The following is a 25,922-nucleotide window of genomic DNA, read 5'->3' as shown; positions in this document are numbered from 1 at the left end:
TTTATTGGTCTTATTTAAGCTTCAATCGATTGATTCTCAGCAATATTTTTAAACTGTCGCTTATGCATCCAAGTTAATGAAGCAATTGTTCCAAGTGATAATAAAACGATAAAGATCATGAGTATCCCTATATTTTGCCACATGAAGTTAAAGTCTCCGCTTGATACGACTGCTTTCAATCCTGATACAGAATATGTCATCGGTAACCAAGCATTGAATGGTTGTAAATACTTCGGAATCAACTCTAGCGGGAATGTTCCAGCACTTGTTGTAAGCTGAATAATTAATGTGATGATGGCGATGAAACGCCCTGCATCACCGAATGCTGTTACTAAACATTGAATTAATGAAATAAACGCTAAGCTCGTAACAATACTAAAGAGTATAAAGTATGGAATACTTTGTACTTCTACACCTAACCAGAACAGTAATATGACATCTGCTACTATTGCTTGAATAATACCGACTGATAGTAAAACACCAAACTTACTAATAAACCAACTAAATCCTGATTTGGGAACGCCGACTGTATCGCGTAATGGGTATACGATAGATAATAGTAATGCCCCAACGAATAAACCGAGTGATAAGAAATACGGTGTAAACCCAGTTCCGTAGTTTGGAACTTCCGCTAGTTTCTCTGTCTTCACTTTTACAGGGCTTGCAAACATATCATACGTTTTATCCGTTCCTTTTACTTCTCCCGTTTTTTCTGCGCCTTCACCAAGCTTCTCAGCAAGTTCACCTGAACCGTCGTTTACTTTTACGAGTCCGTCAGTCACTTTTCCAGAGCCGTCTGCTAGTTTATTTACTCCGTCGATTAGCTGGGTTGAGCCAGTTGACATTTTATTTAGGCCACCATTTAGAGTACCTAAGCCAGTTGTTACTTGACCCGAGCCATCTGCTAATTGCGTTATTCCGCCTGTCATTTGACTTGCTCCTACAGATAATGTGCCTAAACCGCCTGTTACTTGGTTTGATCCATCTGCCAATTGATTTATTCCGCCTGCCATTTGATTTGCTCCTGCAGATAATGTGTCTAAGCCACCTGTTACTTGACCCGAGCCATCTGCTAATTGATTTATCGCATCAATTAATTGACCGGATTCGTTTTTAAATTTATTTGCGCCTTCTTTTGCTGCATTTAAATTCTTACCAAATCCTTGGAAATTTTCAACAAATCCTTTTTGTCCACTGGCTAATTTCTCAATACCATCCGTTAAAGATTTCAATCCCGCTGTATTCGGTAATTTGTTTTGCGCATCACTTGTTGTTTGATGTATTTCGCCTTTTAATTGTTTTACTTCTTCATTTAATTTATTTGTTCCACCTGCTACTCCGGCAGCTTTCTGCTGAACCGTCGCTGTACTTTTTGCCGCATTTGTTATATATGGTTGTAACTGCTCTTGATATTCTTTTGGTAAACTCTCGATTTGTTTTTGTAAATTTGCAACATCTTGCGCTGCAGTTTTTGCATCCCCTGCTGTTGATTGAGCGACTTCATTTAACTGACTTATATTTTCTCCAGCACCATCTATTTTCTGATTTACCGTATTTAATATAGTAGGAACTTTCGACTGCATTTCCTCTAAGCCTGCAACAGAATTTTTCACTGTACTATTTAACTCTTGCAAACCCTTTTCAATGTTTTGAGAAACTCCCTCTAATTCACTTTGTCCTTCGGCAAGTTTTTCCATGCCAGTTGATAATTCATTCGTTCCTGTTTTTAATTCACCTGTTTTACTTACTAATGTATTCAAACCTGCCGTTACTTTCTGAGATCCATCTTGTAATTTCCCTATACCTGTCTGCATCTCACCTGTTTTACTATTTAACGTATTTAAGCCTGCTGTTACTTTCTCGGATCCATCTTGTAATTTCCCTATACCTATCTGCATCTCACCCGTTTTGCTATTTAATGTATTTAAACCTGCTGTCACTTTTCCGGATCCATCTTGTAATTTATTAGATCCATCTGCTAATTTCTGAACTCCATCTTTCATCTCTCCAGACTTCCCTTGAAGTGTATGAAGGCCATCCGTCACTTTACTTGAACCATCATGTAACTCACTTGATCCGTCGTGTAGTTTATTTGCCCCTTCTGCTCCATCTGCTAATCCTTTTGAGACGTCTTTAATGGAATCCAACATTTTCTCTGCATATGTTTTCGTTAACGTACTTGATACTTCACCTTTAATTTTTTCAATGGCTGTTCCGCCAATTTGTGAAGATAAGAAGTTCAAGCTTTCGTTTGGAATGTATTCTAAGTTTAATGGTTTTGGATCATCTTTTAATAACGTTGTAGCATTACTTGAGAAGTCATCTGGAATGCGTACTAACATGTAATACTTTCTACCTTCCATTCCTTTTTTCGCTTCTTTTTCACTTACAAATTCCCATTTGAAACTTGTATTATCTTTTAAGTTATCAACGAGCCGATACGATAAACTTAACTAAATCTATACAATTCAATCAAATTTACACAAGTTAGTGCTTCATCGTGTTCTCGCAACCCCGAAGGGACGAGGGGTATAACACTCCACACGAGGCAGTATCGTTACCTCCTATTATCAAGCATTTATTTTACCCATCTTGATAAATTTATCGCAGCATTTACATCCCTATCGTGATGGCTATTGCATGAAACACAACACCACTCACGTATTTTTAAACTCCACTGTCCTTCTGGTTGAACTGAATGGTCGTATTTAACTCCGCAACATGAACAAATCTTGCTTGAGGCGAACCATTTATCAGCTTTTACATACTCAATGCCATACTTCTCGCACTTGTATGACAAACATTGAAAGAAGAAGTTTAATTTTTGAAATGAAAATGCTTTCGATAGTTTTTTGTTTTTTAACAGGTTTGAGATAGGTAAGTCTTCCACAACAATTTTCATTGGTTTGGTTTTCACCAATTTTGCTGTTGCTTGATGGATATGGTTATTTCGGATATTCGTAATTTTCCTAGATAACCGCAGGTGCTCCGCTTTAGCTTTTTCATATCCGGCAGATTGAATTTTTACACCTTTTTTAAATCTCCTAGACATATCTCTTTGCGCTGACTTTTTCCTTTTCAAAAGTTTTTTAACCTTAGCATCTTTATTTATATTTCGTTCTTTCATACCATTAGAAGCCACAAACAGCTCTTTTAAACCAACATCCACACCAATCGACTCATTGGTTAGCTCTTGTAATTCAAAGTCTTCTTTGAACCCTACACTAATCCACCAGTGACGACCATCAAATGTAACTCTTGGATTGGATGGCTTTTTGTTTCTTGGTAGTTGTTGGCTTGTTTTCACTTCTCCAATAGACTGAATATGAACTACTTTCTTTCCTATAATCAGTCTTTCATAATTGGCATAAAATCCTTGGATTAAATCTTTTTTGGATTTATAAGAAGTGTGATAACCATTTTGGTACTTTTCGAACGAATTTTTTCGCGCCTTGTCAAAATCTTTTGAAGCCTGTTTGGGAACTTGTGCGTTGATATTTTTTAACCACTCATATTGCTTTCGCTTCTTGATCTTTGTAAATCGTTTCTGTAAAGCTAACTGTGAAACAGATTTTCCAAATAGCTTATAGTATCTATCACTCATTCTTTTACAATAGTTATAAGCAAATCTTGCAGCTCCAGCATGGTTTCTAAGCACTTTTTCTTGTTCAGGCGTTGGAATCAGTCTGACTTTCTTCGCTAATATCATCAGAATTTAACTTCTTTAATGAAAGATTTGTTCTTCTGAATAGTAGCGTGTTCCACCAGCATTCTCCTGAGACTACCAGGATACAAACCTGTTAATTCCGATACTTGACTAACTCGTGAAAATTTCATTATTATTCTCACCTCATCGAACCAAACATAGCACGTACGTTCGATAAATTCAATAAAGTTTGATAGATTCAATAAAATTCATCTTGTTCAACTAAGGGCGCAATTCCTTAGCCAGTTCTCTTATGAACTTCTCATGTTTTCACATGAGCGCAGACTATATGTTTATCTACTTAGAGATAGAGGATTTTTCCACCACCATAGGCTTGTGATGTACTCTCGTCAGTTATACGAGATAGTCGTTGAACGTTCATCTTATCCATTTTGACTTAGATGATTCGAGGCGGAAGACCCATTGTTCTAGTGTTTAGGATTTAACCTTGCACCATCTGATTGATTTTTTCTGCTTTCGCGACATTCACGCTCGCCATTTCTAGCCACGTTGTAGTTCAATCAGCTTTAGGGATTGCCCGCAGTTAACCCTCACTACTAGCCAATCACTTGACTAGCAGGGCTTACTGATATATTTAATTAACTTTAGTTTTAATTGGTTAAATAAATCGTAACAGTTAATTACCCTTTTCCGACCTCAATTGGTTTCCCATCAAATACTGCACCTTTATCTAAATTGACTACCGCCACTGGCAAGTCATCTAGCTGTTCATACGGATCCCAAAAGGCCCATAAAAACATACCCGCATATAAAATCGGTACAAATAAAACCGCAATGATTGGGATTAATATTTTTTTACTTTTTATAATCTCTGCAAATTCTTTACTAAGCAACTTATGCCATTTCATAATTTATCCCCCTTTTCAAAAATGACCAAAATGTATTTTTAGTCATTTTTACCCAAATAAAAAGGCTATATCTGTTCATACATATGCCTTATCCCCGAATTTATACTATGCACATTTTCATCTACATGATTATATTTAACCATCCTCCTTATACGATTGACCAATTTGTTCAATTGGTCATTTTTTATAATATTAAAAGGATTATCTTAATTTGACAATCCTTTTAGTAAATAAAGTTCGAATAATTCCGATATTTTTTCTTTTTCTAACGGTTCATGATTTTTTTCCCAATCAAAAATAAGCGATACGTATAAGCGAAGCATAATAAATGCTGTAATTTCTGGATCACATTTGCTAATTTCACCTTTTTCAATCGCAATCTTTAAATACGATTGAATGACAGAAACGATTTCCACATCTACTTGTTGCATCACTTCTTGTACTTCTTTCGTTCCCATATCACGCTCTTCTTGAATTAACTTAATCATGAGCTGATGTTCTTTTCTGAATTCTAATATGCTATATAATGCTCTATGTACATTTTCAAAAAATGAAATATCTGAACGAATTGCATTTTCTGCAACTTGCTTCATCTCTGTAATTAAATTAGAAATAATTTCACCAAATAGCTCTTCTTTATTTTTGAAAAAAGTATAAATCGTTCCTTTTCCTACATTCGCTAACTTCGCAACTTGATCCATCGTCGTCGCCTTATAACCGAACGCTGAAAAAGACTTTGTTGCAGCTTCAATAATAGAACGTTTTCGATCTATCGCCACATCGTCACCTCCAAAAATGACCAATTGGATAATATAGTCAATCAGTACATCTTTGATATTACCACACGCTTACATTCTATACAAGTTCTCTTTTTTATTATTCCCAGTATAAAAAAATTCCAGTCAAGTTATATCATACTGTCCATAGTGTATCAAAAAGTATACTTGTATGGAAAGCAAGAATATATTCATAATAATTGCTGGCTAAATCACACTAGAAATCTAATTAAATAGACAGTGTTCTTAAAACCAAAAGTTTAAGAACACTGTCTTTTATTTTGACATAGAAAGTAATATTTTCTCCATCTCTTTCTTAGTTAGCTCATCATCGATTATCTCTTCGTATATCTTTGTACTTCTTGTAAAAATATCATTCACTATAACAATTTGATACTCACTATTCTTACCTTGTGCTGGTACAAACATTTTGACACCTTTTAACTTACCCTCTCCATGAGAAGATTTATTATAGACCATTCCTTTCCCGTCTAAACTATAACTTTCTAGATTATCTTCTCCAGGCATCATGTAGTGTAGTGGATCCTTATTACCACCTACATACATTCTTGACTGATAAATTGTAAAACCATATTTCCCTTTTGTATATTCTGATTTAATAACTAATTCTACATCTCTTCCAAAATATGAATCAGCCCATTCTCTTTTTAACTCATAACCTTCAGTCATATAAGTCGGCTGCTTAATTTGAAATGGTACATGATCTTTCGCTTCTTCTATAGTATATGTTAAAGACTTCTCCAGCTTATCTCCAAGCGGTTTTAATGTCTTCTCAATAGTAGCTAGTCTTTCTTGATCAGCTTTCTTCAAGCGTTCAGGTTTATATTCCATTGTATCTCCATCATAATTCTCAGGCACATTTTTCTTAACCATTGCTTTTTTATGAATTTCTTGCGCTTCCTTAAATAATTGAACATACTGCTCAAATTCTTCTTTTGTAAAATTCTTTTCTGCCAAATACAAAAAATCTGTATTCCTTTTATATGACTTTATTGACATCCCCCATTCTCTACTTGCATTCTCCGGTGTACCTAATACTGTTTCTATCGCTTTTTCAAAAGCCGCTTTAGATTGCTTTTTTTCTACAACTTTTTCTTTCTGTCTTTCATCCCCCTCAGTTATCCTTGCATTTAATAAGAATCCGCCTGCTATAGCTGCTATAGCAATGATTCCAAGTAAAGAAAGACGATACGATTTTTTTTGGAACTTTTTAATCATAACGATTCTCCTTTTTAATGTTCGTTTATTTCTACTTAAATTTGCTAGGCTTGGTGCTTGATAGGAATAATGTTCTAAAAGCGTAATAATTGTATGACCGTATGCAATTTGCTCCTCTTTATCTATAAAAGTAAGCGCATATGCATCACAGGCTAATTCTTGATCTTCTCGCATACAGAAATAGGCATACCAAAGAATCGGATTGAACCAATTTAATAGGAGCAAACTGTACATAATCCAATTTACAGCTACGTCGTTTCTCTTAATATGAGCTAACTCATGGTAAAAGACATATTGTAATTGTTGCTCATTTAATACTTTCATATGTTTTTTTGATAGTAATACTTTCGGACGAAAGAAACTGAAAACAGTTGGGCTCGCAATCTTTCCTGCTAGACGTAATGAAACTGCCTTCTTCATTTTCATAGACTGCTTACAGCGATTAAACACTGTAACGACCTGTTCATCCGTAATATCTGATTGTTTCTTTATGTAAGAATATAACCGTCTATTTGTAATAAACGTTATGACTGCTAATACGATTACCCCAGCTAGCCAAACATATAGAGCAAGTTTGTATAAAGAAAATGTAGTCTGTTGTTCCGCACTCGCGTTTACTTCAGGTTCACCATTTTTTGTCACAGTTTCAGAATTTGATTCCAATTCCACTGTATGATTAGTTTCTATGTTCACTATACTCTCAGTAGACGGCATATTTTTTGGAAAAACTTCCGATACACTAGAACTATAGGAAAGTAATGAATAAATACTATAAGAGCTATCTGGTGACCATGGTAAAAGAAGTCTTATCATTAATACGATCCACAGCATATATTGCCATCGGGGCGTTAATTTATTTCTAAATAGTACTTTTATACATAAAATAAATCCAACTAATATGCTAGCCATAAGTGACGTTTCTATAAGCCAATCAAAAAAATGAGGAAGGTATACATTTATAAGCGTGTCTATCATTGTTATCTATCCTTCCTCTTGTTCTCCTCTGTCTTCTCATCTAAAATGCGTTTCAGTTCGTTAATATCTTCTGAAGACAATTTTTCCTCTTTTAAAAAATTAACAAGTAATGGCTTAAACGCTGCGCCGCAAAAACGCTTTAGCAAAGATTTTGTTTCAACTTGCAAATAATTATCTTGTGATACTAACGGATAATAAGCATACATACGCCCTTTATCTTGATGATAAGAAACGGCTTCCTTTTGTACTAACCGATTAATTAATGTACGGATTGTTTTCGGTTTCCAGTCCATTTCATCTTCTAGTACTTCTATAATTTCATTCGCTGTTTGTGGAGAGTTAGACCAAAGTACTTTCATAATTTCTAATTCCGCTTCAGATATTTTAGGTAATTGATTTGTCATAGTATATTTCACTCCTTAGTATTACATTTGTAATCTACAATTAAGATTACAAATGTAATACTTAATTGTCAACCATATTTTAGAAAAATATAATTTCAGTTAAACCTTACCTAACAACAACAAAATTCCTCTTTTTCTAATAAACAAATAAAAAAGCAAGAAAATCCTTACAATTAATAGTAATATAGACAGTAGACAGATTTATAAAAATAGTGGAGGCTTTTTCAGTCATGATGCGTGCACTTCGTTTAAATATAAGGCAAGCTTTTTGTAATCGTGTTTCTTTAATTATTATGTTTAGTGGATTAGCTCTTATTTCTATTTATCATTATTATTATGTAATTCGTTATTTAGGAGACGCAACGAATGGGGCTATAGCAACTGCTTTTAAATGGATCGGGTTTCGTAATAATGAAATGGATATTTATTTATTATTAATGCCTGTTATTGCAAGTTTACCATTTAGTACGAGTTATAATTCCGATAAATCCGATGGTTTCAAAACTTTTATAAGTAAGGAAATTTCCCTATTCTCGTATTCCTTTACAAAGTATATCGTTACATTTTTCTGCGGTGGATTTCTTTATACTTTACCGTTCATTCTTTCTTTATTACTTTGCAAATTAACAATTCCAAATGGAGAGCCGACCGTCGGTACTAGCATGATAAATGGCAACGGAATGTTCGCAGAGTTATATTTCTCTTCTCCCATCACTTATATTTATCTATATATTGGGATTAATTTTTTATTCGCTGGTTTAATGGCCCTCTTAGGCTTAGCAGCGTCCACATGGTCACAAAAGGATTACATGGCACTTCTATTCCCATTGGCAGTTACTTCCATTCCCTTCGTCCTGCTAAATACAATATTCCCTACAATAGGCGGAGCACCTATTCACTTATATGATCCAAAACAACCATTACACGGGATGTCACCATACATTTTACAATGTACATTTTTCTTCCTTGTCAGCTTATTTATGTACATAAAAGGATTACAACGGGACAAAAAAAGATATATGAGAAGACTTCAAAAACGAGATCGATGTAGAAAAGCTTTTCAGCCATTGTAAAAACCTAATTTCCTCACGTTATCTTGGAAATTAGGTTTTTTTATTCATTTACGGCGTACCAGCCAATCCCCACAAAATAACAACAGCCGCAAAATAAATTGCTTTAATAGCTACCACTAAACATAATGCAATAATTGCATATTTACTTAATTCTCTTCTTGCACCGATTAAAGTAAAAATAACCGCCAAACTAAACGTTATATAGGAAGATGCTGTATGTATTAAGTTATACGTAATGTCTAAACTTTGAGTAAGCCCTGTTACATCAGCTACAAATTGGAGCATCACGATCGTACTAAAAAAAATTGCAAGCCGATTCATTAACTTTCCATTTAACCATGCTTGCATCTTTAACCTCCTCATTATAAAAACTGAATTTTTAATCAATTTTAACATGATTTTTACAGAAAAAGAACGCTTAGTATGTTTCTAAGCGTTCCCCTACTTTAAGAAGCCTTCTTCAAATCAATTTGAACAAGTACTGGATCGTGGTCACTTACACGTCCATGTTCTTTCATAATGTTTGAGTTTAAGTGTACAGGGTCTACAATTGTGTGCGGTGCGATGTTATTCGTTACTAAAATATGATCTAACACTTGTGCGTTACCTTCATGAATGTACGTGTAGCGATTCTCTTTCGGCACTGTGTTTAACATATCTTTTAATATCGTTCCCTCTAGTGCTTCTAGTGGTTTAGAGAACTCGAAATCGTTCATATCACCTAATACAACAACTGGCGCATTCGTATTCTTTTTCTGAATACCTTGTACGACTTGATTCACTTCTTGTGCTAATTGAACTCGTTTTTCTTCACTCTTTAATACGAGCGGCTGCACTTTTCCAAATGGCGTTGCATCTCCTAGTTTTGAGTTTAAGTGATTTGAAATGACAACAACATTTTGTCCTTGGAACGTAAATTCTGCCGCTAACGGTTTACGTGTACTTTCAAATAAAGGATTTTCTTCTCCAATACGAACTACATTTTTATCTAGTAACTTCGGTACTGTCGCTAATTTCACACGAGATGGGTTATAGAAGAAACCGACGCGAATATTCGCTCCAGGTGCCCCGCCGTCTTGATTGTTTTTCGGCGCAATTTCTACATACTCATACTTCGGTCCACGAATTTCTAATACAGCATCAATGATACGTTTTGCGCTTAAAGATGCATCAGTCGTACCGTCATTGATTGCTCCATTATTATCTTGCATCTCTTGTACACCGATAATATCAGGCATTTTTAAATTATATTTAATAGAATAAGCTAACGCTTTTACTTTTTCATCTGTTGTTTCTTTTTTGTTCGCTGAGAAGTTTTCAATGTTATATGTAGCAACTGTTAACTTATCAAGACGCGGCTGAATATTTGCCCCTACTTGCTTAAATCCGCCGTCCACTACAGATGGTAATTCCGTTACTGGCGAAATGCGGAACGAACCGTAGTCATATCCTACTACGCCTGTTATATCTCCAGTGAACGTATCGCCTACTTTCGCGACATAATCACGAGGTACTTTTACAGAAAGGCGCTCTGGATTTAATTGCTCTTTATCTAATAAAGGTGTACCATACTTCGTTACTACTTTATCTCCGCCATTTTTTACTGTTACATATAAATTACCGTTTTTCTGCGGAGCGATAATTTTTGGCGTTGGCATCGTAACGCGCATGCCTTCTACACTTTCATAAAAGTCGATTGCATCTTCATTTGGATCAAATAGACTGAATGCATCATTATCGATAATTTGATCAGGGATTTTTACACCGTTTTCTCCTAATACAATCGGCGCTGGTAAAGGTTGATCTTTTGCGATTACTGCAACGCGACTCGCCTTAATTTCCGTCGTCGTTAAGTCTGTTTCAAATCGCTCTGCATATCCAGGCCCAACATATTCTTCTACTTCTCCATCAACTTGGACAAGATCTCCTATTGCTACATTCGTATCTTTTTTGTATACGTAAATACCTTCAGAAGTAGCTGGATCATTATCCGGCTGATTATCTTCTATATAAAAACCATTTTTATCAAGCGCTGTGACAACGCCTTCCACATTGTTTACTTTCTTCCCATTGTAAGGAGAAATATGTGATTTCCCTTGAATATCATGAATACGAACTGGTTCATTTGTTACGATTATAAATGAAAATGTCGAAACTGCTGAAGAAGTAAGCCCTTCTTTTTCAGCGATTGCTTTCACTACACTATTTTCATTCACTACAATTTGTCCGTTATAACGAACACTTTTATTTGTAGGATTAGAGCCATCTAACGTATAGTAGATTGTTGCTCCTTCTGTATTCGTTGTTAATGTTACTGCTGTTCCTTTTGCAACTTCCCCACCATTTGGTGATGCCACTACATCGCTAACGCGGTTTTGTTCTTCTCCTTGAAACTTATGAGCTGTTACTGATTTTAAACCTGGGCTACCGAAATATAACTCAAGCGTCCCTGTCAACCTAACTTTCTTCCCGATATTTTCAGGATGGTCTTTCACATTTACTGCCGATCTCACATCGCCTTTTGGCAATTGAACAGGCATGATTTTGTCTGGATTCGTTTCGTTTGGCGAATCGGCAATTGCCACGTTTGTGTCGTCAAACTTAGCCGGATCTTTCGTGTATTTAGAAGGACTTTGCGTATACCCAACGATATATCCTTCCACTATCCCCTTCGTTTTCCCTTGCTGCTTAAATACTTGAATTGCTTTTTCTACTGACATAGAAGTAGTTTCTTCCGCCTGCGCTAAAGTTCCAGTAAATGAAAGCAATAACATCAATGATAAAAAGACACTTAATAATTTCTTCACAGCCATTTCCCTCTCCCTATTTCATATTTTCTCAACATTTCTATCATATCAAATGATTCGTTATATAGAACTATATTTCGACAAGTTTTACACAAAATTTATTTAATTTACAAGTTTTCAAACTATAATACAAAATAACTTATATAGCTTTATTGACTAAAGGTATGTTATCCAATAAACAAAACGCCTTCAATATAATTGAAGGCGTTTTGTTTGAAATATTTTAATGTGCGACTAATTCAGTCTCCATTACTTTCTCTAAATGAGTTAGCACACACTTTGCAGCTCTCTCACCTTGCTCAATACAAGCTGGAAGACCAGAACCAGCGTAAGAACTACCTGCCAAATACACACCTGGCAATTCTTCCTCCATAAATGTTGTGAGCTTTTTCATTCGCTCTTTATGGCCTACTGTATATTGAGGCATCGCTTCTTTCCAGCGGCTTACAATTGTAAACTCTGGATCCTCTGTAATATCCATTGTCTTTTGTAAGTCTTCGAGTACGAGCTGCACAATTTCTTCGTCAGTTTGTTCAACAATCGCTTCATCACCTGGGCGTCCGACGTAACAGCGAAGAAGCGTTTTTCCTTCTGGCGTTGTATGTGGCCATTTTTTGTGTGTCCACGTACACGCTGTAATCGTGTAATCACTATTTCTTGATACGACAAATCCGGTACCTTCAATATCACGCTGAATTGCAGACTTTGGGAAAGCAAGTGCCACGTTTGCAACTGATGTAGACGGAATGTTACGGAAGAAACGAAACTGCTTATACTGCGCAAACATAGATGGCAATACTTTATGCGGCGTCGCAACTACAATCGCGTCTGCTTCCATTTCTTTTCCGTTACTAAGCGTAATCGTATAACTATCACCAAGTTTTGCAACCTTTTCGATACGAGTTCCCTTCATTACCATATCATTAGGAATCTTCGCTTCAAGAGATTCTACTATAGATTCTAAACCGGTTTTCACAGTTTTAAAGATTCCTTTTTTCAATTCAGCCTTCTCTTGCTTTGGAGCGAGCGTACGCATACCGAGTGAAATACTACGGTGCTCCTGTTCAATTTGATAAATTTGAGGGAATGTTGACATTAAACTCATTTCATCAATATCCCCTGCATAAATACCAGATAATAATGGCTCAATTAAATTTTCAACGACTTCATTTCCAAGGCGATGCCTGAAAAACTGCCCGAGTGATTGATCAGAAACTGGTTTTGATCTAGGCATTAATAAGTCAAAACCAGCTCTTAGTTTACCAATTGGGGAGAACAATCCGGAAAATAGAAACGGCGTAATTTGCGTTGGAATTCCCATCATTGAACCGCTCGGCATTTTATGTAACCGATTGTTTACGAGAACGAACGATTGACCGGCCTTATTATTTACAAGTTCAGCATCAAGTCCTAATTCTTTCACTAACTTAGCTGCGCTCTCTTTTCTTGCTAAGAAAGAATCAGGGCCACGTTCAATTGTAAATCCATCTTTTTGAACGGTTTGAATTTTCCCGCCAAGTTTACCAGACGCTTCTATAAGCAATGCATCTATCGGCAAGTTTTTTTCACGAATTTCTTTTTGTAAGTTATACATTGTTGTCAATCCTGTGATGCCACCGCCGATGATCACAACTTTTTTCCTCAAGTAAGCTCCCCCTTTCTACTTACATTACAGATTCTTTTTTCTTTAATACAACATCTGCTAAACAGTCGATAAATGCGTCCGATGCGTTTGGCATTTCTGGACGATAATATTTCGCGCCAATTTCATCCGTTACCACTTTACACTCAAAGTCATTGTCATATAAAACTTCTAAATGTTCCGCAACAAATCCAACTGGTGCATATACGAATGAATTGTAGCCGTGCTTTTCATTTAATTCTCTCGTTAAATCTTGTACATCTGGACCAATCCAAGGATCTGGTGTATTTCCGGCACTTTGCCAGCCAACTGCATAATTTGCTACTTCAGCACCACGTGCAATATAGTCAGCTGTTTCGTTTAATTGATCTGGATATGGATCGCCAAGTGCGATAATTTTTTCTGGTAAGCTATGTGCAGATACGATTAACACTGCTTTTTCACGTTCTGCTTCTGACATACCGTTATATATACCTTTCACTGCATCGACCCAATACTGAATAAATTTCGGTTCTTTGTACCAGCTATCGATGCCGTGAATTGTTAAGTTCCCAAGTTTTCCTGCTTCTTCTTGCGCTCGTCCTACATACGACTTCACGCTAAAAGTAGAATAGTGAGGGGCAAGAACGAGTGCAATTGCATCTTCTATTCCATCTTTATGCATAGCTTGTACTGCATCTTCAATGAACGGTTCAATATGTTTTAAACCAAGATACATGTGGTACTCTACTTCATCTTGAACTTCATTTAAACGCGTTTCTAACTTTTTAGCTTGCTCTAATGTAATAGTAGCTAAAGGAGAAATACCACCAATTGCACGGTAACGCTCTGTTAAATCTTCTAGCATTTCAGGACTTGGCTTTCTTCCTCTGCGAATATGTGTATAGTAACGTTCAATATCTTCTTCTTTATATGGCGTTCCGTATGCCATTACAAGCAAACCAATTTTCTTTTTCATACAGACAATCTCCTTTACTTCGCTAACTGTTCTTTAGAGTACTCATGAATAAATGTAGTTAAGCGTTTTAATGTATCTGGATTTACTTCTGGGAATACGCCGTGCCCTAAGTTAAAGATATAACCTGGCTGCTTCATCCCTTGATCTAAAATACCTTTTACATATTCTTCAATAACAGGCCAAGGTGCTAATAAGAATGAAGGATCCATATTTCCTTGTACCGCCTTGTGAACACCACGTGCGCGTGCTTCTTCGATCGGTAAGCGCCAATCTAAACCTACTACATCAAGCGGTAAGTCGTGCCATTCATTCACTAAATGTGCAGCACCTACGCCGTGCATAATCATTGGAACACCCATCGGGCGAACTTCTGCAAAAATACGCTCCATCGCTGGTTTAATAAATATGCGGTAATCCGCTACATTTACTGCTCCAACCCAAGAATCGAAAATTTGAACCGCTTTTGCTCCTGCATTAATTTGCGCTTTTAAATATGTAATAACCATATCTGCAAGCTTATCCATTAAAGCGAACCAAGCTTTCGGCTCTGCATACATAAACGCTTTCGTATTATGATAATTACGAGAAGGACCGCCTTCAATCATATAGCTCGCTAACGTAAATGGAGCTCCTGAAAAACCAATTAACGGTACATCTAACATTTCTGTCGTTAATAAACGAATTGTATCTAGTATGTAAGGTACGTCATCTTCTGGATTGATTTCCCCTAATTTTTCTACGTCTTGTAAAGAACGGATTGGATTATCGATAACTGGACCAATGCCAGATTTAATTTCCACATCAACACCAATTGCAGGTAGTGGTGACATAATATCTTTATAAAGAATTGCTGCGTCTACGTTATATTGATCAACTGGCAACTTTGTAACGTAAGCGCACAACTCTGGATTATGTGTAATTTCAAATAAAGAATAGTTCTCTTTTATCTTTCTATATTCCGGCTGTGAACGACCTGCTTGACGCATATACCATGCTGGTACATACTCTGTACGTTCCCCCCTACATGCTTTTAAAAATGTCTCATTTATAGTTCTTACCAAGACCCTAGCTCCCTTCCTTACCAATGCTTTTTCTTTAAATATGCTCTATTCCGATATTTATCTTTTTTTACTATACAGCTTGTAAAAACAAAATGCATAACATTATGTACGTTGTTCATTAAATTGACACAAACGTTCGTAAAAACGTTTACTATTTTCACAACATTCTTATTATAGCACAGAGAAAAACTACGGTTTAGCTACTTTTGACTTTTCTCCTTCACGGTTCGTTTGTGTGTTATATGGCACAACGTAAAAACTTGGTTTTGAGAATATATTAATAAACTTTTCCTCATATTTCCCTGTTCCTTTTGCCGTTCCAACGTGAGTATGAATTCCTTTTTCAACTTTATAAATCCGGTACATAATTCTCTCATCAGGAAGCGGCGTCCAGCTTAGTTTCATTGCAAATAAACCGAAAGGACTAAATGCTAGTTTTGCTTCCACGTTTTGAATCTTATCTAAACGAATTGGCAGTCCAATTGTTTCAACACCTTTTGGCCTATGAAAACTCGCTTTATCTTGTATATTTGCTTTCGTTAAAATCTTTTTAAATAACATCGTTGCAGATGTATTTCCATCTTGTAATTGATGCTCTTTATCGGTGCGGTCATAGCCAATCCAAACTGCACCTACTAAATTCGGTGTATATCCAACGAACCACATATCACGCGCACCATTGTCATCATTCGGCAGTGAAGTTGTGCCTGTTTTTCCAGCTAAAGCTCCATTATATACGCCAGCTTTCGCCGTACCTTCTTTCACAACTCCTTCAAGCATCTTTGTCATATACCATGCCGTTTGCTTCGAAAAGACTTTCGTTTCAGCTTTTGATGATTCTCCAATGACTGCTCCGTGTCTATTTAACACTTTATCGATAACGTGCGGTTCGATAATATTCCCGTTTGCTAAAAAAGATCGGTACATTTTGACAAGATCAAATGGAGACACACCATTTTTCAGCCCGCCAAGTGCTGTGCTTAAACCTGAGTCCGCAATATGAACATTCCCTTTCTCTAAATATTGCTTTCCCTCATCTACCCCTAATTCATTTAATAAAGATACAGCTGGTACATTTGCTGATTCTAATACCGCATCGTACATCGTCATCTCTTTCGTATACTCATGATTATAATTTCGAGGTTCATAACCTTCAAACGAACTTTTTTCATTCGTTAATAAAGAATATGGATTATATTTCTTCGTCTCAAGTGCAGGTCCATATACGATAAGCGGCTTTAAAACAGAACCAGGCTGCCGCTTTGCAAAAACGCGATTAAGCCCTCTCGGAACATACTCTCTTCCGCCAATCGCGGCTTTAATTCCGCCAGTCTGATTATCCATTAATAAAAATGCACCTTGCGCCCCGTTTTCTTTACCAGGGAAATTTCTCGCATCTTGAAACTGGTTATATGCTACCTTTTGAACTTTTTCATCCATCGGTACGACAAACGTATATCCTCCGCGCAGTACTTCTTGATGCGATAAACCATATAAACGCGCCGCTTCATCTATAACCATATCGATATACGGCATATATGCGAGTTCACGTTCATCTGAATTTTTATAAAGAGCGATTGTTTTCCCTTGGTAACGAACACTATCTTCCGCTGTTAAATAGCCTTGTTTATGCATAAGTGACAAAACAAGATCACGGCGCCCTTTACTCTTTTCTAGGGATAAGTACGGTGAATAGCCATTTGGTGCTTTCGGAAGCCCTGCAAGCATAGCTCCCTCTTCCACTGTTAAATCTTCTACATTTTTATTAAAATACAACTTTGCTGCCGCTTGAATACCATATGCCCCATGACCGAAATAAATATGGTTCATATACATTTCAAGAATTTGCTGCTTCGTATATTTTTGCTCTAATTGAAGAGAAATTGCGACCTCTTTCAATTTACGCGTAAATGTTTTTTCGCGAGTTAAAAAGACATTTTTAGCTAGTTGCTGCGTAATCGTACTACCGCCTTCTACCTTCTCTCCAGCTAACGCGTCTTTATAAAGCGCCCGAAATATAGAAGGGTAATCAATTCCTTGATGCTCATAAAAACGAGAATCTTCCACAGCAATAAATGCTTGCTGCACGTACTTTGGAATTTCTTCAATCGGCACGAGCTCTCTATTTTCTACATATAACTTCGTAATTTCTTTTCCTTTCTGGTCAACGATACGTGATGAAGAGTGGAAAACAAGCTGCTTTTCATCCATCATATAGCCACCAGTTAACACAATAAGTTTATAGAGTACAATCGCTACTACGAACGTTGCTATCCCGCCTAATAAAGTCCACTTTGCTTTCTTCATACATCGGCCTTCTTTCCAAATGATGGTACATTTATTATTTGAAAAAGAAGTATCTTTATGTATATAATCTTCGAAGTTTTTTAAGAGAATTGATATAATAGAGACAAACCATAAAGGGGGCATTAAAATGAAGGCTATTATTTCATACGAAACACCTCTAGAACAAGCACATTTCACTGCAAAAAATAACGAAAAAGATATGTTTTATAAAGAAAATACTGAAGAATCTGTGGAATCCACACTTCAGTATGACGTATTAGACGCTGTTGGAGAATTTAAAGGACAACCTGGCTACATCGTTTGTAACAACATTTCTGTAACAGACGAAGGTCGCCCTGTATTTGAAAACCGTTTTAAAAACCGTGCTGGTCTAATCGAAAACGAACCTGGTTTCCAAGCAATCCGCGTTCTTCGTCCATTAAGTAATGATACATATGTCATCTTAACGATGTGGGAAACTGAGCAAAACTTTAAAGACTGGACAGAATCACGTTCATTCGAAAACGCTCATAAAAAACGTCCTGCACAAGCAGAGGGACAAGCTCAGGCTCAGGCGCATCCACATGCAGAACAGCAAAAAAGTATTTTCTCTCGCCCGTCGTTCGTGACTACTTTTGATGTTTTAGTTTAATTTTCAGAGTTCGGAGTCGGCGGTATATGAAATTATATCGGCGATTTTTCGAATATATCGACTTATCGACAAATGACGACACAAATAAAGGAAACACCATTACACGGTGTTTCCTTTTTCTTTGTACCAATTATATATGCGAAGCGCGTCTTCTTTTCGCATATGCTTCACTTCATAACCATGTCCCGCCACCGCTACAGCAGCTGTACATGACTCGTCTTTCTTTTGAAAATAAGATTGATTGTATCCGACCACTTGAATATGCCTTCTTCGCATGATCCCTGTATATTTCGCGAGACCTCGGTGCACCATTACTAACTGATTGTCTCGTATCATATATCCACCACTTTTATATCTAGCGTATGCAAGTATTGTAAATACAATAAATAGCGGTATAAGAACGAACAACGCAGTATGTTGTTTAAAATATATACTCGCACCAGCGATTGGCACAGCGAGCACAGCGCTTGTAATCCAGCCCATTACGACGTAACGGCGTAATGCAGCCTTCGGTAAATGAACGATTTCCTCTTCTATTTCATATGGCAACTGTAAATAGGCAAGTAGCTGCTGTACATCTTTTTTCTTCATAAAAGGATGTAACATCACTTCATTCCCTGCCGCTTCTATACTTTGAATGACTTCCACTTCGACAGAGCAATAACCGAAAGGCTGGCGGAGAATTCCTTCTTTTACAGTAATCGCTTGAATGCGGTGGAGCTTTAAGACAAACTCTTTCTTATCAAATAACCCTTGCACAATACGAATTTCATTTCCGTTTCGCTCTATTTTAAAGTTCGCATATTTTAGCGCATAACCAGCTGTCGAAACGACCCACGAAACCGCCATTAAAATCGCGGCCATAACGATTAATTCATATACACCGTTATCCATCACATACGCTTCCACTTTATTTATGAGCCATTTTGGAAGGAATTCATTAAACTCTGTGTAAAGGATTACTAACATAGAAAACACTAATCCAAATCTGCCAGATGTAATAGATGCGAATAAAATTTCTTTCGCTGTTAACCGATAAACCGTCTTACTTTCTTCTTCTGCGGGCGCCTCTTCACTCAAAACGCTTCTCTCTTTATGTAATAAAGCAATCAGTTCTTTCGCTTTATCTTCTCTAATACCAGCTAACATCACTTCTGGCTCACTACCGCCGCCCGCTACTTCTATATTTAATTTCGTAAGTCCAAGCATTTGATAAATGACATTAGAAGATGTACTAATATTTTGCACACGGTCTTTATTTAAATAACTTTCCTTCTTCACAAAAACACCGTGTTTTATATGTAAAATATTACTCTCAATCCAGTACACTTTGAAATACCATTTTATAGCTGAAAATATCGCCATAATGGATATAATAAACAAGATGAAAAGATAAAATAAATACCAGGGTTTCACTTGTTCTTCAGGTTTAAACATAACAAGGATAATAAGTGGAAATAAACTAGAAATCCTAATACCTAATAATATCGTGATTGGATGTTGCCTCTTATACATCCTCATCACTCACTTTCGCAAGCTCTCCAATTTGTCTTTTCAACTGCTCTGCTTCTTCCTTCGTTAAGCCTGGAATACTATGAGAAGTTGCCGCTGTTGAAATATGTAATTCTGCTAAATTATACTTTCTCATAATTGGCCCTTGCTCAATCGTTACGTGCTGCACGCGAATCATCGGAATAAGTACGCGCCTCACAACGAACATTCCCTTTTGAATCTCAATCTCTTCTTCATTTAATCTGTAACTATAATAACGTTGACGTAAATTTGGAAATACAAAATAGTCAAGTGGTATGTATATAACTGCTCCTGTCACTAACAATCCAAACAACCAGCCCCACCAGTTAAAGTTAATCATAAAAAAGAAATACGCAATTACGACTGCTAGTATAACTGCCGCCCCAATTAAAGCATGAATTCTCCACACTTTTAGCATATTAGAATGAATCTCCCTCTCTAACGGCTGCATCTCATCACTCCAATTATATGAATTTATTAATTATATATTAGCAGAAAATAAGGCTTTATATACAATTTTGTAAAATTATAGTTATCACGTCATATCGAGCATTTCTTCAAAATTCCCTTCATTAATCGAATAAACATAAAGAAAGAAGAAGCACTAGCATCTCTTCTTTCTACAAATCATTTCTTCTATAATAGCTTTATTATTAAATATAAATTTCTTCTTTCCAACTACTAGATTTTGATTTGACCACAATTAAATTTTCACTTTCCCATTTTAATGTGCCTAGAAATCTTGAATACACCATTTCGTTACCTACCTCTTCCACCAATAATTGATCGCGAATCTTTAAACCCTTTTCATCGTACACCTCACATCGTAGTTGGAAACCTTTAACACGATGAATTCCTTTTAATATCGCTATCTTCTTACGGCTTGGGCTTTTTTTAGGTGTCTTTCCTACTAAAAATATCCCTTCATAGTTTCGTTTCACAATTTCTCCCAAAGACTCTTCGACATACTTTCTAACAATAGATGGTGAGAGAGTAGAGTTTTCTTCAAGTCCGGGGATAACATATTGATGTACTAATTTACAAAACTCATTGTATTTCTCTTCAACTGAATCAAGTGTTAAAAATTTCATAAAATCGTAAGGAACATATACACAAATTTCACCTAAATCTCTATTCACTTTATATGAAATATCAGTATTTTCATTAGCTAAACAATAGACAGTAACTTGCTCAATCTCTCCCAATCCCATTTCAAACTCGTTAATTTTCTTTGAGAAAATTAACTCAAAAATCCTAATTTCATGCACACGCAAATAATGTTTTTTAGGACGTTGTTTTTTCCAATCATAAAATTTTACTCCGAGCACTATAATTCACTCCTTTTAATAAAAAACACTACGAAAATAGTGTAATCTTTTACTTTCATAGCTTCACACATTCATTATATTAAAAATAAAGCTAGTTTTTTATAATTTTTTTGATATAATTACTTACGGGAAAAGGGAAGACATTTATCTTCCCTTGTGTTTTTATTTGCATCTAGTACTTTTGCTAGATGCTTTTTTTATATCATTTTACATAACTTCTATAGTAAGAGGATGATTCTATTGAAAAAATTCATAATTAGTTATTTAACATGCTTACTAGTTTTTTCTTTCATTGTAAATGTTTTACAGTATACACGAGTTCCCAATTTTGCAGATTCATGGGGACCAATTTGGATATCAATCATTATGTATATTATTCTTGGCAGTATCCCCGCTCTTATCGGTTGTTTATTAGGTGAATTTTGTTATAAAAAAATAAAAAGAAGTCATGAATTACAAATCGGCATTCCTTTATTTATACTGCTAGGTATTTCCTACAATCATTTATTCTTTACGTGGTTTAACGACAGAGATTTTCTATCCTTTAATTTAAATGCCTTTCTGGATACTGGCCTTCCTATTACTGTATCATCTTTATTGTTTTATCTTATAAGACGTCGTTAATTCTTTCATCATTGCATAAAAAAATGTTATTACTCTTATTAAATTGAGTAATAACATTTTCATTTAAAAACTACTTAACAAACTGGCTTCCAACTAGCATCCTTTATATCTTCGTTAGTCGGTTTTCTAACTGATTCAACAAAGCATTCCTCGCAAGCACCAAATACAATGAAATTTCTCTGTGCTTGTCTTAACGAAACTTCATTTGCTCCGCCTTCAAAGTCATGATCGTTAAACTGAACAGGATCATCTTCCCAATAACATATGTTACAAATTTCATATGTACCTGGTGGTTCTTCTTCTAACGTTTTATATCCGCAACATGGACAAGTGTATTTCATTTTGTCACTCCATTATTAACTGATTTTTTCTCCCATATATTTCGGTCCACAAAGAATGTAACAGCGCAAATCATAGTTATTCCCATGAAAAAGGTATTAGAATCTTCGTATGTAGTTGGAATTCCTACCGTTACGAAAACAATACTAAAAGCTAAAAGCAAATATAATAATAAAGATATAATATAGCTTAGTTTAAAACGTAAAATGATACCTCTAAACAATAGCTCACCAAGAAGACAGCCACCTAAAATAATAGGTACTCCGAAATACAATGTAAGGACTCCCATTTGCGAAGTAGCTTGAATTACCTTTCCAAGTATAGTCGGTGAAATCATCTCATTATTTTTTCCCATCCTATCATATAAATCAAGTACCGTTACTGAAATAAAAAAACTTAATATAGAAAATGAATACGGAATTAAAAATTTGCTCAATCTCATTCACCTCACTTTTCCCTTCACATATATTATTCATTATTTTCTATCATTTTTACATAAAAAAATAACCCTCTATGATAAAACATAGAGGGAAGAGCTTTGAAGTGAACCCGAAAACAGAACACATATCAAAACACCTAAACCGTCTGTTCCCTATATTCTTTAGGGGACAAGTGGTTTAGGTGGTTTATTAGAAGGTAGTACCTTCTTTTTTGTAATATTCTTTTGAAATCTCTTCATAAAATGCTGCCGATGTCGCGTAGAAATAAGGTGCAGACCATAAGAAACCGATTCCTAAGGTAAGAATACTTAAAAGGAACCAGCCAAGGAAGCTTAAGCATAGTAAAAAGTAATCCATTTTATGTCCATTCATCATATGGCGACTTTCAGTAATCGCTTGATTCGCTGTGTATTCTGGACGATCATTCAAAATAAAATACGTCATAGAATAAGAAAATGATTTAATAATACCCGGAATAATAAGAAGTAATGTCCATAGCATCAAGTATACATACATTAGTAAATATGTTAAAAACGACTTCATAATCTTACTTCCATCGCTAAACCATCTAAATAAATCACCAATGCGAGCACTAGTCTCACGGATTACATTTAAAACAAGATAGTAGGCGCCTATTGTTAACGGACCGATAACAAGCATTGCAATAATACTTACTGTAAGCGAATCACTTGCTTCTTCCCAACCCCAAAACATCGAGAAAACACCTGTAATTAGAAGTTCAACAGCTCCAATAAGGATTCCGACTAATAAGGTTGCCCCTACCGCTAATCCCCATTTTCCTTTTAATGCATCAAGTGCTTCTCTTTTTAACTGACTTATCATATATAGCCTCCTAATACTTTTTCTATATTAGTATACCATTTATATCAAAAATCCCACAGATTTTCCTGAAATAGAAGTATACTACCTTTTTTTCTGATACGTATTGAGAAATGTGAGCTGTATTTGCACCCATATATGAATCAAACTACTCATTTCTCCATAATAAAAAAGCCTGCCTTTCATACTAGGCAAGCCATTTCATTTAATCCTCACATATTCTCTTCTTATACCAATCCTGCATTCTCTCCGCATCTTCTACTCTCGTATGCTCTAGTTTATAATTCGATGATGCACTAGAAAACGTATACGTACATAAATCCGCTCGGCGCTGGAAATATGATTGTGTTTTTTCAATTGATTGGACGTGTCTTCTTCTTACAAGTCCTGTATGTTTCCCAATACTACGATGTATAATCGTAATTTGTTCTCCGTTTACACCGTAACCATTTGTTTTAAATGTTGCGTATCCAAGTGTAAAGATGAGGATAGCTAGCGGTAACAACGCCCACATGATGAAATACTTTTCAAAGTATATGCTTATCCCAGTAAGCGGGATTGCTAGCATTGCGAAGAAAATGAAACTATCAATTAAATAACGGCGCAAGGCTGCTTTTGGTAATGCAGTAATATTTGTATTCAGTTCATATGGCAATTGTAAATGAGTGAGTAACTCTTGCACACGATCTTTTCGAATAATCGGATGCAGCGTAACTTTGTCTTTCTCTTCTCCCAATCCCTTACTTTGAATAACTTCGACTTGCACAGCACAATAACCGAACATCTGACGGAAAATACCTTCTTTTATCGTAATCCCTTGAATGCGGTGTAACTTTAGTACAAGTTCTTTCCTTTCAAGTAATCCTTGAGAAATACGCACTTCATCGTTTTTTCGATTTACTGTGAAATTACCATGTTTTAACGCGTAACCAATTGTAGATATAATCCACGAAAGAACGAGTAAAATAGCTACCATGTAAATCCAGCCGTATATATCATGATCCATTACATACGACTCTACGCTATTTTTTATCCATTTCGGAATGTACTCATCTACTTGGTGATACACGAAAAAGATTAATGAGAATAATAGTCCAAACTGACCAGATGTAACAGATGCTAATAAAATTTCTTTCAAAGTTAATTTGTACTCTGTCGCTTGCTTTTCCTCTGTCATAACTTCTTTTTCTACTACTTCTTCTGATGTTTCTTCTGCTTTTACTTCTGGAGTTGGCTCATTTAGTAAGGAAATAAGCTCCTTCGCCTCATCTTCTGTAATACCAGCTAGGCTTACTTCGGCATCATCGCCTCCGCCAGCTGTTTCGATTTGAATTTTCTTTAAACCGAGCATTTGATATAACACGTTTGAACTTGTATTAATCGTTTGGACACGTTCTTTATTTAAGTAGCTCTCCTTCTTCACAAAGAGCCCTTGTTTAACATGTAATACGTTATTTTCAACCCAGTATGTTGTGTAATACCATTTCTCAAACGCTGAAAAAACGGTGAGTAAACCGAATCCAGCGGGAATTAAATACCAAAATGGAAACTTTCCATTTAAACTAAACATGAAAATAAGTAATGGTATAAAGTCTGTTATTTTTAATTCTAATAACATCGTAATGGGATGCTGCCTCTTATACATCCTCATCACTCACTTTCGCTAATTCTGCAATTCTCGTTTTTAACATTTCCGCTTCATACATCGTTAAGCCTGGAATGCTATGAGAAGTTGCCGCTGTTGAAATATGTAATTCTGCTAATCCATGTTTTCTCATAATTGGCCCTTGTTCAATCGTAACGTGCTGTACACGAATCATCGGTACTAATACGCGCTTTACGACGAAAAGACCGTGCTGAATTTCAAGCTCTTCTTCATTTAATTGATAGCTATAATAACGCTGACGCAGTTTCGGGAATAGGAAGTACTCAAATGGTGCTAGTGCAACTGTTAACCCGATCAGCACATACAAAATCCATGCCCACCAATCAAACTTTATCATAAGGAACAGGTAAGCTAAAATGACGAGAATACCGATCCCTTCTTCAATTACAGCACGAACTTTCCACACCTTGATCATGTCAGGATGAATTTCATTTTTCAATGGATCCATGTAACCACTCCAAATCTATTAATCTAATATATGAATTGTCTCAATCTATATTTTACATAACTTTACATAAAATTGAAAATTTATTATTTATCCTCTTTTTTCTCAGGAATAAAATATCCGAACCAAAGCAGCCAAACTAAACTAATTAACGCGAACCAACCTTTATCCGCTTGGAAAGCTTCAATCATACCTGGGATTTTATAAATTCCAATTAACCCCAGAAAACCGAGCCACCAGTTTTTCTGCATTTTCATTT

General features: G+C 35.8%; 22 protein-coding genes and 2 pseudogenes. 3 read left to right on the top strand and 21 right to left on the bottom strand.

Features of this window, described 5'->3' with window-relative positions; all coding sequences use genetic code 11:
* Window positions 1-14: 14 nt before the first annotated feature.
* From ABH957_RS13395 to ABH957_RS13370, 6 genes and pseudogenes are all read right to left on the bottom strand, one after another.
* Window positions 15-2,435: pseudogene (locus ABH957_RS13395) on the bottom strand (YhgE/Pip family protein); the annotation flags it as partial.
* A gap of 143 nt (window positions 2,436-2,578) precedes the next feature.
* A complete protein-coding gene (locus tag ABH957_RS13390; protein WP_404511420.1) occupies window positions 2,579-3,709 on the bottom strand; it encodes an RNA-guided endonuclease InsQ/TnpB family protein in 1,131 nt (376 codons plus the stop codon).
* Between the two features lie 641 nt (window positions 3,710-4,350).
* Window positions 4,351-4,575, bottom strand: a pseudogene (locus ABH957_RS13385) (YhgE/Pip domain-containing protein); the annotation flags it as partial.
* A gap of 206 nt (window positions 4,576-4,781) precedes the next feature.
* Window positions 4,782-5,354: a TetR/AcrR family transcriptional regulator gene (locus tag ABH957_RS13380; RefSeq protein ID WP_061688996.1), complete on the bottom strand. Its 573-nt coding sequence runs from the start codon at window positions 5,352-5,354 to the stop codon at window positions 4,782-4,784.
* Window positions 5,355-5,627: 273 nt separating this feature from the next.
* Window positions 5,628-7,565, bottom strand: coding sequence for a M56 family metallopeptidase (locus ABH957_RS13375; protein ID WP_404511418.1), 1,938 nt, complete (start codon window positions 7,563-7,565; stop codon window positions 5,628-5,630).
* Between the two features lie 2 nt (window positions 7,566-7,567).
* Window positions 7,568-7,969: a BlaI/MecI/CopY family transcriptional regulator gene (locus ABH957_RS13370; RefSeq protein ID WP_064476877.1), complete on the bottom strand. Its 402-nt coding sequence runs from the start codon at window positions 7,967-7,969 to the stop codon at window positions 7,568-7,570.
* A gap of 230 nt (window positions 7,970-8,199) precedes the next feature.
* On the opposite strand from ABH957_RS13370, the gene ABH957_RS13365 reads away from it, so the two are divergent.
* Complete coding sequence (locus tag ABH957_RS13365) at window positions 8,200-9,042, top strand: hypothetical protein (protein WP_404455802.1); 843 nt, start codon at window positions 8,200-8,202, stop codon at window positions 9,040-9,042.
* Between the two features lie 48 nt (window positions 9,043-9,090).
* Here ABH957_RS13365 and ABH957_RS13360 read toward each other — a convergent pair whose 3' ends face one another.
* The 6 genes from ABH957_RS13360 to ABH957_RS13335 form a co-directional block, all read right to left on the bottom strand.
* Window positions 9,091-9,390: a hypothetical protein gene (locus tag ABH957_RS13360; RefSeq protein WP_113936580.1), complete on the bottom strand. Its 300-nt coding sequence runs from the start codon at window positions 9,388-9,390 to the stop codon at window positions 9,091-9,093.
* Between the two features lie 98 nt (window positions 9,391-9,488).
* Window positions 9,489-11,855, bottom strand: coding sequence for a DUF6359 domain-containing protein (locus tag ABH957_RS13355; RefSeq protein WP_404511416.1), 2,367 nt, complete (start codon window positions 11,853-11,855; stop codon window positions 9,489-9,491).
* Between the two features lie 217 nt (window positions 11,856-12,072).
* Entirely contained in the window at window positions 12,073-13,494 is a 1,422-nt protein-coding gene (gene hemY / locus ABH957_RS13350) for a protoporphyrinogen oxidase (RefSeq protein ID WP_404511414.1), read from the bottom strand.
* 19 nt (window positions 13,495-13,513) lie between these two features.
* Window positions 13,514-14,449, bottom strand: a complete 936-nt coding sequence (gene hemH, locus ABH957_RS13345; RefSeq protein WP_113936582.1) for a ferrochelatase — start codon at window positions 14,447-14,449, stop codon at window positions 13,514-13,516.
* Between the two features lie 14 nt (window positions 14,450-14,463).
* A complete protein-coding gene (gene hemE, locus ABH957_RS13340; RefSeq protein ID WP_404511412.1) occupies window positions 14,464-15,510 on the bottom strand; it encodes a uroporphyrinogen decarboxylase in 1,047 nt (348 codons plus the stop codon).
* Between the two features lie 189 nt (window positions 15,511-15,699).
* On the bottom strand, window positions 15,700-17,817 hold the full coding sequence (locus tag ABH957_RS13335; protein WP_404511410.1) for a transglycosylase domain-containing protein: 2,118 nt from the start codon (window positions 17,815-17,817) through the stop codon (window positions 15,700-15,702).
* A gap of 127 nt (window positions 17,818-17,944) precedes the next feature.
* On the opposite strand from ABH957_RS13335, the gene hmoB reads away from it, so the two are divergent.
* Complete coding sequence (gene hmoB / locus ABH957_RS13330; protein ID WP_002087141.1) at window positions 17,945-18,448, top strand: heme-degrading monooxygenase HmoB; 504 nt, start codon at window positions 17,945-17,947, stop codon at window positions 18,446-18,448.
* Window positions 18,449-18,547: 99 nt separating this feature from the next.
* Here the strand turns inward: hmoB and ABH957_RS13325 are convergent, their stop codons facing one another.
* The 3 genes from ABH957_RS13325 to ABH957_RS13315 all read right to left on the bottom strand — a co-directional run bounded on the left by ABH957_RS13325 (window position 18,548) and on the right by ABH957_RS13315 (window position 21,309).
* Window positions 18,548-19,963 (bottom strand): PH domain-containing protein, encoded by a 1,416-nt coding sequence (locus ABH957_RS13325; protein ID WP_404511408.1) that lies wholly within the window; start codon window positions 19,961-19,963, stop codon window positions 18,548-18,550.
* The gene (locus ABH957_RS13320; RefSeq protein ID WP_113936586.1) at window positions 19,956-20,432 is read right to left on the bottom strand and encodes a PH domain-containing protein; all 477 of its coding nucleotides are present in this window, start codon (window positions 20,430-20,432) and stop codon (window positions 19,956-19,958) included. The genes ABH957_RS13325 and ABH957_RS13320 overlap by 8 nt, the downstream gene beginning before the upstream one ends.
* Window positions 20,433-20,634: 202 nt before the next feature.
* A complete protein-coding gene (locus ABH957_RS13315; RefSeq protein WP_404448260.1) occupies window positions 20,635-21,309 on the bottom strand; it encodes a hypothetical protein in 675 nt (224 codons plus the stop codon).
* A gap of 240 nt (window positions 21,310-21,549) precedes the next feature.
* Here ABH957_RS13315 and ABH957_RS13310 point away from each other — a divergent pair, with 240 nt between their 5' ends.
* On the top strand, window positions 21,550-21,933 hold the full coding sequence (locus tag ABH957_RS13310) for a hypothetical protein (protein WP_404491238.1): 384 nt from the start codon (window positions 21,550-21,552) through the stop codon (window positions 21,931-21,933).
* Between the two features lie 74 nt (window positions 21,934-22,007).
* Here the strand turns inward: ABH957_RS13310 and ABH957_RS13305 are convergent, their stop codons facing one another.
* The 6 genes from ABH957_RS13305 to ABH957_RS13280 all read right to left on the bottom strand — a co-directional run bounded on the left by ABH957_RS13305 (window position 22,008) and on the right by ABH957_RS13280 (window position 25,920).
* Window positions 22,008-22,274, bottom strand: a complete 267-nt coding sequence (locus tag ABH957_RS13305) for a CPCC family cysteine-rich protein (RefSeq protein ID WP_078176854.1) — start codon at window positions 22,272-22,274, stop codon at window positions 22,008-22,010.
* The gene (locus ABH957_RS13300; protein WP_404455776.1) at window positions 22,271-22,708 is read right to left on the bottom strand and encodes a hypothetical protein; all 438 of its coding nucleotides are present in this window, start codon (window positions 22,706-22,708) and stop codon (window positions 22,271-22,273) included. Before ABH957_RS13300 ends, ABH957_RS13305 begins: the two co-directional genes overlap by 4 nt.
* Before the next feature lie 193 nt (window positions 22,709-22,901).
* Complete coding sequence (locus tag ABH957_RS13295) at window positions 22,902-23,555, bottom strand: DUF975 family protein (protein ID WP_404455773.1); 654 nt, start codon at window positions 23,553-23,555, stop codon at window positions 22,902-22,904.
* A gap of 202 nt (window positions 23,556-23,757) precedes the next feature.
* Window positions 23,758-25,197 carry a PH domain-containing protein gene (locus ABH957_RS13290; protein WP_404511406.1) on the bottom strand — a complete coding sequence of 480 codons (1,440 nt, stop codon included), beginning with the start codon at window positions 25,195-25,197 and terminating at the stop codon, window positions 23,758-23,760.
* On the bottom strand, window positions 25,190-25,666 hold the full coding sequence (locus tag ABH957_RS13285) for a PH domain-containing protein (protein WP_404491240.1): 477 nt from the start codon (window positions 25,664-25,666) through the stop codon (window positions 25,190-25,192). The genes ABH957_RS13290 and ABH957_RS13285 overlap by 8 nt, the downstream gene beginning before the upstream one ends.
* Window positions 25,667-25,749: 83 nt before the next feature.
* Window positions 25,750-25,920, bottom strand: a complete 171-nt coding sequence (locus ABH957_RS13280) for a hypothetical protein (protein WP_002188645.1) — start codon at window positions 25,918-25,920, stop codon at window positions 25,750-25,752.
* Window positions 25,921-25,922: the final 2 nt, after the last annotated feature.

The organism is Bacillus sp. RC242, assembly GCF_044908245.1.
Taxonomy (GTDB): Bacteria; Bacillota; Bacilli; order Bacillales; family Bacillaceae_G; genus Bacillus_A; species Bacillus_A mycoides.
Note: the sequence above shows the minus strand (reverse complement) of the source record. Positions and strands in the feature narration are given on the sequence as shown.

Bases quoted from the DNA above. Each gene is read 5' to 3' on its own strand.
- ABH957_RS13355 (WP_404511416.1), bottom strand. From the start codon at position 11,855: ATGGCTGTGAAGAAATTATTAAGTGTCTTTTTATCATTGATGTTATTG.
- ABH957_RS13285 (WP_404491240.1), bottom strand. From the start codon at position 25,666: ATGGATCCATTGAAAAATGAAATTCATCCTGACATGATCAAGGTGTGG.
- ABH957_RS13360 (WP_113936580.1), bottom strand. From the start codon at position 9,390: ATGCAAGCATGGTTAAATGGAAAGTTAATGAATCGGCTTGCAATTTTT.
- ABH957_RS13305 (WP_078176854.1), bottom strand. From the start codon at position 22,274: ATGAAATACACTTGTCCATGTTGCGGATATAAAACGTTAGAAGAAGAA.
- hmoB (WP_002087141.1), top strand. From the start codon at position 17,945: ATGAAGGCTATTATTTCATACGAAACACCTCTAGAACAAGCACATTTC.
- ABH957_RS13390 (WP_404511420.1), bottom strand. From the start codon at position 3,709: ATGATATTAGCGAAGAAAGTCAGACTGATTCCAACGCCTGAACAAGAA.
- ABH957_RS13335 (WP_404511410.1), bottom strand. From the start codon at position 17,817: ATGAAGAAAGCAAAGTGGACTTTATTAGGCGGGATAGCAACGTTCGTA.
- ABH957_RS13325 (WP_404511408.1), bottom strand. From the start codon at position 19,963: ATGTATAAGAGGCAACATCCAATCACGATATTATTAGGTATTAGGATT.
- hemH (WP_113936582.1), bottom strand. From the start codon at position 14,449: ATGAAAAAGAAAATTGGTTTGCTTGTAATGGCATACGGAACGCCATAT.
- ABH957_RS13365 (WP_404455802.1), top strand. From the start codon at position 8,200: ATGATGCGTGCACTTCGTTTAAATATAAGGCAAGCTTTTTGTAATCGT.
- ABH957_RS13280 (WP_002188645.1), bottom strand. From the start codon at position 25,920: ATGAAAATGCAGAAAAACTGGTGGCTCGGTTTTCTGGGGTTAATTGGA.
- ABH957_RS13375 (WP_404511418.1), bottom strand. From the start codon at position 7,565: ATGATAGACACGCTTATAAATGTATACCTTCCTCATTTTTTTGATTGG.
- ABH957_RS13370 (WP_064476877.1), bottom strand. From the start codon at position 7,969: ATGACAAATCAATTACCTAAAATATCTGAAGCGGAATTAGAAATTATG.
- ABH957_RS13320 (WP_113936586.1), bottom strand. From the start codon at position 20,432: ATGCAGCCGTTAGAGAGGGAGATTCATTCTAATATGCTAAAAGTGTGG.
- ABH957_RS13295 (WP_404455773.1), bottom strand. From the start codon at position 23,555: ATGATAAGTCAGTTAAAAAGAGAAGCACTTGATGCATTAAAAGGAAAA.
- ABH957_RS13290 (WP_404511406.1), bottom strand. From the start codon at position 25,197: ATGTATAAGAGGCAGCATCCCATTACGATGTTATTAGAATTAAAAATA.